We start from the raw sequence: 13060 nt of genomic DNA on the forward strand, positions 1-13060 counted from the left end.
CCGCCGGAACCTCAAAGCTCCAATCCCGCGTCGTCGAAACCTCGGCAGGCTCCGACTCCGCTGGCGGCTCCGCCACAAGAGGTTCCGGCTCAGGCGCCGGGTGGGAGTCGTCAGCCACAACGGGCTCCGACTCCACGGCCCACTCAGCGTCATCAACCACCGGTGGTGCAATCGGCGACGGTTCCGCCGCAACCTCAAAGCTCCAATCCCGCGCAGACGAAACCTCCACGGGCTCCCACTCCGCAGTCGGCTCGACTTCGCCTACCGGCGACGACTCAGTCCACTCAGGCGAATCGGGTTCTGCCGCTGGCGAAGTCGGCGACGGTTCCGATGGAAGCTCAAAGTTCCAGTCCCGCGCGGCCGAAACCTCCACGGACTCCGGCTCGCCGGCCGGCTGCGGTAGCTCAATCGGCGGCGGAATCCACTCCGGCGAAATGGAATCGGACGCTACCGAAGTCGGTAGCACCTCATAACTCCAGTCCAACTCCGGTTCGTCGGCCGGCGGTACCACCCAGTCGGGGGACAACGGATCCAGCGCTGTGCGAACCGGTGATGGGGGCTCGGGTTCGTCAATCGGTGGCGCCATCGACTCATCCGAAGTCGACGGCGGTTCCGGCCCAGTTTCGAGGTCTGATGCGGTGGATGCAGGTTTCGTCGCGGGTTCAAGGCTCCACTCGCGCGCTACCGGCGCCTCCGGCTCCGCTGCCACCGGCGGCGGCCCCGGCGCTGGAGGCGGGTTAATGCGCGGCGGCGGGAAGGGCGGCGGGGCTGTTCGCGGTCCAGGCGCCGGGGGCGGGTCGGCATCGAGTTGCTGCAGCCGCCTGATCCGGTCGAAAGGCACCGCGACACGTTTTGGTCGAGCCTCGTCAGGAGCGTCGGGCTGGGGCGTTGGCGATGGCGTTGCCTGCTGCGGCGCCGGCGCCACAACGGTGGCGTCCTCGTCTGTCACCGGCCCATGGCCGTTGGCGACGCGATCGGAAGCACCCTCGTCACCGATCTCCTGGTCGGTGTCCGACCGCTTGCCCCGACCAAGCTGGACGCGGCGCCGCTTTTTTTCACCCGGCAACCAGGGCGGACGCGCCATCGACCCGCGTTCCTCCTCGGCAGGCGTCTGCTTCGGCGGCTGTTTGGCCAATGTCGTCCCCCCTTTCACCATCGTGGGTTACCTTGTCCAATCCTACGTAGCGGCACACCCTTAATCCGCAGATCGCGACTCCTCCGCGGACGACCCCGCACGCCGTCGGCCTCTGGCCGCAGCAACCGCCGCCGCCACCCCAGCCGCCATCACGCACAGCGACGTCACTCCCAGCACGATGACGCGGGCCCGCTGACTGCCCGGGTCCAGAACCGGGCGTCCCGCGATCGGTTTTGCCGCGTCCGGGTTCGGCACCTGATTGGCCGGCGGCAAGCGGTAGGTCAACGCCGCGATCGGGTCCACCACGCCGTACCCGGTGGCTTCGTTGGGACCCGCGCCGGGCGTGTGGGCGGTCCGTTTGATCAGGTCGATCACCTGCGCGGCATTCAACTCGGGGAAACGGGACCTGACCAGCGCCACCACACCGGACACGAACGGCGCAGCGAAGCTGGTCCCGTTGATCGGTGCCAGACCTTGCTGGCTCATCACGGCATTGACCAGGCCAGGCCCGGCAGAATCCAGCGAGACGATCCGTTCGCCCGGGGCGGCGACGCCCACCCACGGTCCGCGCAGGCTGAAGTCGGCCGGCTCACCCGACGTCGTCAACGCGCCCACGGTCAGCACGTAGTCGTCGAACCAGGCCGGGCTGGCGATGGTCCGCACCGAGTCCCACCCGCTCTGCAATGGCATGTTCGGGTCGGGCATGGCGTTCTGCGTTTTGCACAAGCCTTGGCTGTTGAAGTTGCCCGCCGCGGCCACGACCACGACGTTGTTCTCGAAGGCGTAGCGAACGGCCCGGCCCAGCTGGACGTCGTCAAGGCCCGCCCCGACCGGGCTGCAGGCCACCTCGGACAGGTTGATCACGGTCGCGCCCAGGCTGACCGCGCGCGTGATGGCGTAGGCGAGGGTCAACGTGTTCCCGTATCCCGGCGACGTGGCATTCGGGTCGTTGGTTTGGCCCGACCCGCCCTCCTTGACGCCATAGACGGTGCTGTTCTGCCGGATCGACAGGATGGTCGCCTCGGGGGCCACGCCCGAGAAACCGTCCGCGGGACTGGGCGCGCCGGCGATGAGTCCCGCCACCAGGGTTCCGTGCGCGTCACAGTCCTGCAGACCGTCGGTATTCGACACGTAATCGCCACCGCCATCGAGCGACGGCAACCGCGGATGCCGGTTCACCCCGGTGTCGATCACTGCGACCTTCTGTCCGGCCCCGCGGGAGAATCGCCACGCGTCGGAGAAGTTGAGCATGGCTTCGGCGCTGGGCTGCAGGGTGAAATCGGTGCCCGGGAGCACGCCGGTGGGGACGCCGCAGATCGCCTTGAGATCCGTCGGTTCGACCGGACCCAGTGGGCCGTTCGGTGGCGGTCCCGGTTCCACCACCGGCGGGCGGATCGCCCACGCCGGTGCGGGGTTCAGCCCCGCCAACAACACCACCGCGACCAGCGCCCCTGTCCGCCGCCACGCCCGCATCAGAAGCCCAACCGCTGGTAGACGCCCACCGCCCACAGCGCCAGCGGGATCAGCGAGCCGACCGCCACGTAGTCCAGGTAGGACAACAACGTCCCCCACCGACGCGGTCCGTCACCGGAGGACCCGCTCAGCCCGGCCAGCGCCGCGCCCACGGCGACGGCCAACAGCACGCCGAGCGCCACCGCCGGCATCGGCCCCGGGCCTTGCTGCGCCGCCATGCAGACAACCAGCAGGACGGCGATGGCTGGGACCGCCACCGCGGCACGCTCGAACCAGGTGTCGAAATTTCGGCTACGCAGCGCCAACACGGCCGCGCACGCCAGGGCAAACCCGAAAACCGGCCAATCCAGCACGCCGCGGCCGTGCGACAGCAGCGTCACGTAGACCGTTGCGGCGGCGGCCAATCCAAACAACAGCGCCGCGCGGGTGATCGCCGCCCGCTTCGCTTTGGTCCAAACCTGTTCGGCAGTGGGCATTGCGGTGCCCGAGTCCCCGTCCCGCTTCTTACTTGATGCGCCCGGCTCGAACGGATTCTCGAAATCCCAGTCCTCACGGTTGGTTTCGACGACGACGGTCGGCGTCTCGAACCGGCCCAGCCGGGCCGTCAGATGCGGCACCAGCAGGCAGGCAAGCAGCACCACCGCCGTCGCGACGACGAACACGATGTCGGCACGCACGTGCAGCGCCCGGGCCAGCATCGCGGCGCCGACCAGGGCGAACAGCACGACACCGGCCAGGTAGGCCCAGCGTCCCGCACCGACCACCCGGCCGTAGACCGCGCACGACACCAGCACGGTCAGGCACGCGGCGGCCAGTCCGTAGTGGCCGTAGGGGCCCAGGACGGCCAGAGCGACTCCGGCCGTGAGTGGAATCGCGGCCCAGCCCAGTGCGGCGGCGACATCGTCGAGCCCGTACGAGCGGTGTGCCATGGTGGCCCCGCCGACGAGCGCCAACACCACCGCACCGGCCAACCCGACAATCACATAGTGGTTGGCCGCGGCCACCCGGCCGACCACGCAGTAGACCAGGGCCAGCGCGATCAGGTGAACTCCCGCGAACGCCATCCAGCGCGCCGCAACCGCGTCCCACGCGGCATAGGCGGCCTTGTTCAACCGCCCGACGGCGTCCACCACGTCGTCGTACAACGTGGGCGGTGACAACGCCCGCTGCGACGTCAAGCGCAGCAGTTCACCGTTGGCCACCCCCGCCTCACGCAGTGTCCGGTCGGGCGGCAACACCGCGTCGTCGGCGAAGCGGCTGAGCACCCAGAATGTGCGTCGCTCATCCTTGGCGACCGCCTCACTGCCCCGCTCGTTATCCCGGGACCGCACCAGCCGCGCCAGGTCCGGGACGAAACTCGACACCGGAATGTCCAGCGGCAGAGCGATATCCAGCTGGGTGCGGCCACCGAAGACCGACACCTGGATGTGTTCGGGCGCCGCCGAGATCACCCGGAACCGACGTAATTCGTTGACCCCGGTCATAGGTCTGCCATCCGCGACAGCTGGATCACTCCGCTCTTGGCGGTCCGGGACACCAGCATGCCGCGACCCGGCGGCATCTCCGTGGCCTTGTAACCGAACAGTGCCCCTTCGTCTTTCGTCCCGCTCATCACCAGTCCGTTGCACGAGAGGTCCTTGAGCCGTCCGATGAACTGATCCATCATGGCCCGGCCCGCGCCGCCGATGCGTCGCGTGACGATCACGCGCAGGCCCACGTCGCGTGCCTGGGGCAGGAATTCGACCAGCGGGCTCAGCGGGCTGCTCATCGAACCCCCGGCGATCAGGTCGTAGTCGTCGATCATCACGTAGATGTCCGGTCCGGACCACCACGAACGGTCTTTGAGCTGCTGCTGGGTGACGTCGCTGGGTGGTAGCCGATCCCGCAGGGTTGCGGCGAGCGCCGTCATCAACTCCGCACAGGACTGCGAGGCGGTGGCATATCCGCCCAGATAGTCGTTTGCCACCACGCCGAGCATGGAGCGGCGGTAGTCGACCAGGACGATCTTGCACTCTCCGGGTGTGGTGTTCTCCATCAACCCGGCCGCGATGTTGCGCAGCAAGCCGGTCTTGCCGCATTCCCCGTCACCGAACGCCACCAGATGCGGTTGCGCCTCGAAATCCAATACGACGGGCACCAATTCGGCCTCGTTGATGCCGATGGCCACGCGTGATCTGTTCAGCATCCCGGCGTTACGCGCCACCCGGACCACCGCAGTGCGATCCACATTGTGCGGCAGCATCCGGACCCGTGGCGCCTGCCGGTTTCCGTAGTGCGCGCGTACCGAGTTGACCGCGGCCGCGACACCTTCCGGTAGGTCGTCGACCGTCGAAGTGGAATCCAAGCGCGGCAGCGCGATCAGGATGTGCAGCCGCTCATGGCTGATCCCGCGACCGGGGCGACCGACCGGTACCAGTTCGTTGAACTTGCGGCCCACGTCGCTGTCCAGCGCGTCACCCAGCTTGAGCTCGATGCGGGTGCCCAGCATGTCCTTGACCGCGGCGCGGATCTCCATCCAGCGTGACGCCGAGATCACCAGGTGCACCCCGTACGAAAGACCCTGAATCGCCAGCGAATTCAGCGCCGGTTCGAGCATCTCGAAGTCACTGCGGATCGAGGCCCAGCCGTCGATCACCAGGAACAGGTCACCGAACTTGTCCTGGCTCAACGGATCCTTGGCCGCCACCTCGGGGGGCAGGGTGGCCAGGTGCGCTTTGCGCGCCCGGAAGTCGCGCATCGATTCGATGCCCAGGTCACGGAAGCGCACCTCGCGGAACCGCAGCACCCCCGACACTTCCGCCACGGTCCGGCGGATCGCATCGGCATCCATCCGGCCGGCCACCCCGCCCACGTGCGGCAGGTTGGCCAGGCTGGCCAGCGTGCCGCCACCGAAGTCCAGGCAGAAGAACTGCACCTGCTCCGGAGTGTGGGTGGCGGCCGCGGACATGATCAGCGTGCGCAGCGCGGTGGACTTGCCCGACTGGGGGCCGCCGACCACCGCGACGTTGCCCTGCGCCGCCGACAGGTCCACGATCAGGACGTCGCGACGCTGGTCGTAGGGGCGGTCCACCACACCCATCGGCATCCACAACCGGCCGTCGAGATTGGACGGCGCCGTCCAGTTCACGTCCGGCAGTAGCTGATTGACGGCGGGGCTCTCGTCCAGCGGCGGCAACCACACCTCGTGGGCCGGCCGGCCGTGACCCCGCAGTCGCGACACCACCACGTCGAGCAATGTCGTCTTGGTCGGAGTGGGCGGAACCCCTTGGGCGGATTCGGCGGCTTGGTCCACCGCGGGAGCGACGGGAACGGCGTCCTTCTTGACCGGGGTGGCGGTGAACAGCTTCGGTGCCAGTGCGCCCGGCTGTCGGCGGCCGCTTTGCGCGGCCCGGCGCGGCCGGACGTACTCCCCGGAGACATAGCAGGTGTTGAACCGGATCGGTTCGCCCGCATCGCATTTCAAGAATGCCGAACCAGGCACGCTGGGCAGATGGTATGCATCGGGCACGCCCAGCACGCTGCGCGATTCGCCGGCCGAGAAGGTCTTGAGCCCGATCCGGTAGGAGAGGTGCGAGTCCAGACCCCGCAGCTTGCCCTCCTCAAGCCGCTGCGACGCCAGCAGCAGATGCACGTGCAGCGACCTGCCCAGCCGACCGATCATCACGAACAGCTCCGCGAAATCAGGCTTCTGCGAGAGCAATTCGGAGAACTCGTCGACGATGATGAACAACGCCGGCAGCGGAGCCAGATCCGCGCCGTTGGCCCGGGCGCGTTCGTACTCGTTGACGTTGGGGAAGTTGCCCGCCGATCGAAGCAGCTCCTGGCGCCGGTTCAGCTCCCCGGCCAGCGCGTCGCGCATGCGGTCGACCAGTATCAGCTCGTCTTCCAGGTTGGTGATGATCGCCGCGATATGCGGCACCCCTTCGAGCCCGAGAAATGTTGCGCCACCTTTGAAGTCGACCAGCACCATATTCAGCACGTCGGGCGAGTGCGAGGTGACCATCGACAACACCAGGGTGCGCAGGAATTCCGACTTTCCCGAGCCGGTGGCGCCGATGCACAATCCGTGCGGGCCCATGCCTGCCTCGGCGGATTCCTTGATGTCCAGTTCGAGCGGTTGCCCGTTGGGCGTGTACCCGATGGGCACCCGCAGCCGTTCCCGCGGTGAGCGTTTGCGCCACACCTGTTCGGGCACGATCTCGGCGGCGTCGGGAATCTTCAACAGGCTCATCAGGCCCGGGTCGGTGGCCCGGGAGTCGGCCTCCAGGCTGACGATATGCGCGGCGCTCGCCAAGCGGTAACGACCGATACGGCGGGCCGTCGTCTCGGCTTCGGCGACGGTGATGGTGTCCGGCGTCGCGAACCGCTCGACGCCGACCGCGGTGCGCGCGCCGACGTGCTCACCGTCGGCGTCACCCTCGACCACCAGCTGCAGCCCGCGCCGGGTGGCCGCAGACTCGGACCCGTTCAGGTCCAGCAGCGTCACGCTGTCCAGCCCCGCATCGGTCACCAGACGCTCCGTCCCGGTGACGTAGCCGTCGTCGAGCACCACCACGAGCTGTTTGAGGCCCTTGGTCGGTTCGGCGTTACGGCTGAACCGCCCCCGCTCCGCGAGGTCCGCGGCCAGCGACTGTTCCAGCAACTCCAGGCCGGGGAACAGCAAACGCAGCGAACCCATGCCGTCGCGGACCGTGGCGTGCTGGGCGTGCGGCAGCCACTTGACCCAGCTCCAGTTCTCCCCGTCCGGGTTGGCGGTGACCACGGCGACCTGCACGTGATCCGGCCCGTGGAACGCACACAGCTCGAGGACCATGGACCGGACCAGCTGGCGGGCCAGCTTTCGGTCGCCCTCGAAGGTGATCGCGGGGAACGCCCGCAGCGACACCGCGGTCGGCAGCGCGTGCACCACGGAATGCGTCTTGACGAACCTCCGTAGCGCCACCGTCGACACCGGTTCGAGGTCCTCGGGCGGGCCGGTCTCCGGCGCCAGCAGCCGGGTGGCCAGCCGGTGGGTGCCGATACCCAGCCGCACATGACAGAAGTCGTTGTCGCTGGGCCGGCGCTCCCACATGCGGCGGGTGCCGACCACGTCGGCCAGGGCCCGGGGGTCGGGGTGGCTCCATTCCAGGGCCGCGCGCTGCCCCTCGCCGGTCAGGTCAGCGTCGTCGCGCAGGTGGGCCAGATAGCTGAAGTAGTCCTTGCGTTCCTCGTTGAGTTCGGCGGCCGCCTTGCCGGAGCGGGCGCCCCCGCCCATGAACATGCCCGCCATCGACATGACCATCATCATCGGGAAGATCAGGAACATCGGGTTCTTCATCAGATCCCGGCCGCCGACGGTGACCATCAGCGCGATCATCCCGATCACCGCAACGATCATCACGAACGGCAGCAGCCTCATCAGCAGGTTGCCCGGGATCACCCGGGGCACCTCGGGCGGCGGCTGCAGGTTGACCTCACCGCCCGGCATGCGCGGCGGCGACACCCGCAGTCGGCGCACAAAACCCTGCGTACTCAACCGGTCATCCCCCGAACTCCAAACAGGCGACTAATTGGCCCTGAATGCCTGGGTAATGTCACCAGCGAATGACACAAACCTGCAGGAGGCCGATAGCGATGACTCTACCGCCGTCGCTGTCTGAATTAGACGCCGAATCCGAGGCCGAGCCGACGCTCAGCCGGGTCACGCTGGCGGTGGGTGACCTGCGGCTCGACGTCGGGCTTCCGGCCAACACCAGCATTGCCACGTTCATCGACGACGTCATCGATATCGCGAACGAGCAAATCGCGACACACCCGGGACACGAAGAAGTCGCCTTTGACACCACCGAGGGGAAATGGACCCTGGCGCGGCTGGGTGATGAGCCGATCGACCCCAGCCGTTCGCTGAGCGAAGCCAATGTCTACGACGGCGACCTGCTGACCATCCGCGCGATCGACCAGCCGCTACGCCCGATGTTGTTCGACGACATCGAGGATGCGGACGAGAACCCCGCTCCCACTTGGCTTTCCCGCGACGCGCGGCTGTTCACGTGCTTCGGGGTGGCGCTGGCTGCGACCCTGGCGATCGCTTTCCTGCTGCCGCGCGCAACAACTCAGATCTATGTGCCCGCATCAGCGCTGGGCATCGGGATCATCGCCGTCGTCGCGGCGTGCGTGATCGCTCATCGCTCGTCGGGGGCTCGTCGTTCGGAGTGGCTGGCGGCAGGGGCCATTCCGCTGCTGTTCAGCGGCGCCCTCTACGTGGTGCCAGACGCCTTCGGCGCCAAGTCGCTGCCCATGGCGTTCGCACTGACCGGGCTGGCATCGCTGTTGATTCTGCTGGTGACCGGCCGCGGCCGCGCGCTGCACACCGCGGTGATTGCACTGGCCGTGATCGGCGGCGCGGCCGCCGTCGTCGACCTGCTGTGGAGTCCGCCGCCACGCGCGATCGGCGCGGTCCTGGCGACGGTATCGGTGATCGTGGTCTACCTGTCGCCCCGAGTGACGATCCTGCTGGCCAAGCTGCCGGTACCCCGGGTGCCGACGGCGGGCGAACCACTCGACGACATCGAAACCCAAGGCGGAACCACCGTCGAGGGTGTCAACGCGGTGGGCAAGCAGGTGATCCCCACCGAAGAAGGCATGACGGTCCGGGTTCGCCGGGCCAGCCAGTACCTGACCGGCATCCTGACCGCGGCCGCCGTCACCGCAACGGCCGGCTGCTATCTCGCGGTCGACGTGAGTGGCCGCTTTTATTGGCAGGGCACGGTTTTCGCGGCCGCGGTGGCCGCGGTGCTGTGCCTGCGCGGCCGCAGCCATCACGACCTGGTGCAGTCGGCCACCCTGGTCGCCGGAGGACTCTCGATCGCGCTGCTGTCGATCCTGAAAATGGCGGTCGGACTGGACGATTGGGATTTCCCCGCGGCGCTGGCCCTCGTCGTGCTGATGGTGCTGGTGATCGCCTGCGGGATCATCGCCCCGCGGCTGGAGTTCTCGCCGGTGATGCGCCGGCAGGTCGAGATCCTGGAATACCTCGCCATCGTGCTGATCTTTCCGCTGTGCTGCTGGATTATCCGGCTGTACGCGCTGTTTCGCGAGCTCCGGATCTAACGCGTCAGGACCTGGGCTGTTCGACCTTGGACCCGTGCGGGTCGGCGGCCATGCCGTCATGGGCGACCAGCGCCGCCTCCTGGGACAGCTCCGGTCCCGCCGGCAACAGCGAGACGACCGGCCACGGCGCCAGTTGCGGAACCTCCGCGTCGCCGCGGGGCTCGCGGACACCGGTCATACCCAACGCGGCTGCCGTCGGCAGATCCTTGATGTGGTAACGGATTCCGGCATCCGAGACATAGAACAGCTGCCCCATTGCCCTGCTGTCCGACTCGGCTCCGGTGGTCTGGACGTACTCGCCCGTGCCCGGCTTGAGGTAAACCGAATCGACGCCGGGACCGTTGCCGTCGCCGGTCGCCAATGCGACCGGTTGCGCTCCGGCCGGAATCGGCAAGCGGTGACCGACCAGCAAGCGAACCGTTGCCTGGGCGGCGGTGTTCGCGCGTTCCCAGGCCATACACACAACGCGGTCCGGTTCGGGATTGACCACCTGCGGCGACACCCTCGGGTAGTGGTCGATCGGCAGCGTGTGCACTATCGGCACCCGGCTGACCAGTGACGGCGAAACCTCGCGGGCGCCCGAGGCGACATCGTTCGGGTTGCTGTAGCGGATGATGTCCGCGGCGGCCGAGGTGACCGGCTGCAGCCCGGTGGGCAGCACCACGTACTGCTGCTCGCCGCGGGAGTCGACGGTCTTCACGATCGATCCCACCGGATACGCCGAGAAGATCGGGTTGGTGGCCCCGGCGACGTCGATGGTCACCGAGCGGACCGGCGGCACCAGTGGAAACGCGTTGAGCAGTGCGGTCGAGATCGGGCGGGTCTGCGCATCCTGCAGGTGCAAGGCGTTGATGACCGCCGAGTCCCGGGGGTCGATCAGCGCCCGCACGCCGTCGAAGATCAGATAGACGGCGTCGCCGGACCGGACCAGCAGCATCTGGGCGTCAGCGGCTGCGCGGATGTCGTCGCCGAGGGTTAGATCGCCCGCGACGACCGTGGTCTGCACGCTGGCGGTCCCGACGTTGCGGGCCACGTCCGGTGTCTGCACGTCGTCACACACCGTCCACCGCGAGGCACGCATGTCGGCGCCACCGCGAATGCTGTTGGGAGCGCCGATGATCCCCACCATCGCCCCGCGGGGCAGCTGGTTGAGCCACTTGTCGCTGACCGACTTCGGCGCATCGGGTTTCCCGGTGATCAACCGGGCTGAGGCCAGATTCAGCACTGGGTGCAACCGGTCACCGATGCGCACATAGAGGCCACCGTTGGAGGTACTGAGCAGAATCTGCGCGTTACCGATGTTCGGCGAGGGCTTGAAGAACGCGAGCACACCGGCCGCACCGGTGATCAGGACGGCGATCACCAGGCCGACGAGCAGCGACCGCATCTGACCACGCATCGGGTCATGGATCATCCGCGAGTCGGCGCGGATGAGCGCGTGCTCGAGCCGGCGGATCAGGAACCGGTAGCCGTTGACTTGCGCGCGAGTTGTGACTTGCGCGGGCATGAATCACCCCCATCAGCGACGGTGAAGCACCGCGCCTCGGTAGCGTATAACAGCGCCACCAGACAAAGGCGCGGTAATTCCTGCGCCCGCGTGAATAGGATTTCAGTGTGCCGCGTCGTACCGCGACGCCCCCGACCAAGGGCGCGTCATCGGAGCCGAACCAGTTGCGGTCGACGATCGAGATCGGCGCCCAGCGACTGTTGCCGCTCGCCGACCTGCTGGTGTTGCAACTGCTGGTCGCCGCGGGCGTGGTGGCCGCGCCCATCCTGGGATTTCCCGGCTGGCAGGGCGGCATTGTTGGGCTCGCGATCGCGTGCGTGTTGGTGGTCCGCTTCCGCGGCACGACGCTGCCGCGGTTGATCGGGCTGCGGACCGGCTTCTGGTGGCAGCGCAAGCGACGGGCCCGCAAGATCGTCCCGGCCGAACCGTTCGACGTGCCGATGTCCGACGGCAATCTGATCGGATTCCGTTGGGACGGAGGCACATTGATGTCGCTGCTGAAGATCGAAGAGAATCCGCAAGCCATGACGATCATGGAGCCGGGCATGACGGTCTCCGGCGAAACCGTACCGGTTCAGGCCTTGGTCGATTGCCTGCAGCAGTTCGACATCACCCTGGATTCGATCGACATCCTGTCCCAGGGTGCGCGCTCGCAAGGGCACAGCCAGGTGGCGGCGGCCTACGACGCCGTGCTGGGCCCGCTGCCCGCGATCGCCCAGCGCAACGTGTGGATCGCCATCCGATTCGACCCGTCCAGGTGCGCGGACGCGGTGCGCCGGCGTGGCGGCGGGCGCAATGGGATTCTGCGGGCGGCGACCACCGCGACGCGCCGGGTGGCCAACCGGTTGACCGAGGGCGGCCTGCGCACCCGAGTGCTGACGGCCAGCGAGATCGGCCAAGCCACAAATCAATTGACCGACGGGGTGGATCTGAGCACCGTTGAGGAGACGTGGCGCACCTGCCGTGAGGGCCGGTTCCGGCTGCGCAGTTTCGCCGTCAAACCGCGCATGCTCACCACGGCCGGACTCGGTCTGCTGTGGACCATTCCCAGCTACTCCACCACCATGTCCCTTTCGTTACGCCGCGACCGTCCCCGCGGGCCGATCCAGGTGCGCGGGTTGGCGCGGTTCGACACCCATGGCCGGGCCCGCATCCAGCTGCGCGGCCTCACGCACCTGCGGGGCCTGCAATACTCGGCGCTGGCCGCGAGCCTGCCGGTGCCGACCCCGCCGCGGCGGGTCGACAAGTGGGCCTATTCAAACGCAACCACCAACGCCGACAAGGACTTTGAACTCCTGAAGGTGCCGGCTTCGGGCTGCGGCCAGGTGGTCGGCGCCGACGACCACGGCCGCGCGGTCGCACTGAGCCTGTTCGGCCCCCAGATCCGGCGAGTGGAGATCGCCGGGACACTGCATCTTGCGCAGCAGGTGGTGTTGCGTTCGCTGGCGCTGGGCGCGCACGTGCTGGTGCACAGCCGACGCCCGGCGAAATGGCGCACCATGGTCGACGAGGTGGATGACCACGACCTGCTGTGGGTCTCCGACTTCAACCGGGGGTCCATGCAGGCCGGAGCGGACCGCAACTACTCGGTCGAGATGTTCGACGGAGTGCCCGAGCAGGCGGTGCGCGTCGGGGTGACCACCATTGTGGTGCTGCCGCCGCAATCGGCCGTCACGACAAACGCCGACGTCGCGCTGCAATCGCTCGACGTCGACACCGACACCGTCAAGGTCAGCACCCGTACCGGATCATCGGTGATCACGATGGTCGCCACCGACGAAGAGATGCGCTACCTGAAAGCGTCCTTCGCCGCCCCGGACTAGAGCCCGAGACTAAGAAAGCTACAAAGGAGTGAT

6 protein-coding genes are annotated in these 13060 nt (G+C 67.9%); 2 read left to right on the forward strand and 4 right to left on the reverse strand.

Annotated elements, in window-relative coordinates; translation table 11 throughout:
* Positions 1-1195: 1195 nt before the first annotated feature.
* Genes mycP through eccCa form a run of 3 tightly spaced genes read right to left on the reverse strand, consistent with a single transcriptional unit; the run spans position 1196 to position 8123 of the window.
* Complete coding sequence (gene mycP, locus A5645_RS16630) at positions 1196-2608, reverse strand: type VII secretion-associated serine protease mycosin (protein WP_065130339.1); 1413 nt, start codon at positions 2606-2608, stop codon at positions 1196-1198.
* Entirely contained in the window at positions 2608-4092 is a 1485-nt protein-coding gene (gene eccD, locus A5645_RS16635; RefSeq protein ID WP_065130340.1) for a type VII secretion integral membrane protein EccD, read from the reverse strand. Before eccD (A5645_RS16635) ends, mycP begins: the two co-directional genes overlap by 1 nt.
* On the reverse strand, positions 4089-8123 hold the full coding sequence (eccCa, locus tag A5645_RS16640) for a type VII secretion protein EccCa (RefSeq protein ID WP_065130342.1): 4035 nt from the start codon (positions 8121-8123) through the stop codon (positions 4089-4091). The genes eccD (A5645_RS16635) and eccCa overlap by 4 nt, the downstream gene beginning before the upstream one ends.
* Before the next feature lie 98 nt (positions 8124-8221).
* Here eccCa and eccD (A5645_RS16645) point away from each other — a divergent pair, with 98 nt between their 5' ends.
* Positions 8222-9697: a type VII secretion integral membrane protein EccD gene (eccD, locus tag A5645_RS16645; RefSeq protein WP_065130344.1), complete on the forward strand. Its 1476-nt coding sequence runs from the start codon at positions 8222-8224 to the stop codon at positions 9695-9697.
* 4 nt (positions 9698-9701) lie between these two features.
* Here eccD (A5645_RS16645) and eccB read toward each other — a convergent pair whose 3' ends face one another.
* Positions 9702-11204: a type VII secretion protein EccB gene (gene eccB, locus A5645_RS16650; RefSeq protein ID WP_065130346.1), complete on the reverse strand. Its 1503-nt coding sequence runs from the start codon at positions 11202-11204 to the stop codon at positions 9702-9704.
* A gap of 107 nt (positions 11205-11311) precedes the next feature.
* On the opposite strand from eccB, the gene eccE reads away from it, so the two are divergent.
* Positions 11312-13027 (forward strand): type VII secretion protein EccE, encoded by a 1716-nt coding sequence (eccE, locus tag A5645_RS16655; RefSeq protein WP_253867025.1) that lies wholly within the window; start codon positions 11312-11314, stop codon positions 13025-13027.
* The last annotated feature ends 33 nt before the right edge of the window (positions 13028-13060 follow it).

Source organism: Mycobacterium asiaticum (genome assembly GCF_001673635.1).
Classification (GTDB): Bacteria; Actinomycetota; Actinomycetes; order Mycobacteriales; family Mycobacteriaceae; genus Mycobacterium; species Mycobacterium asiaticum_C.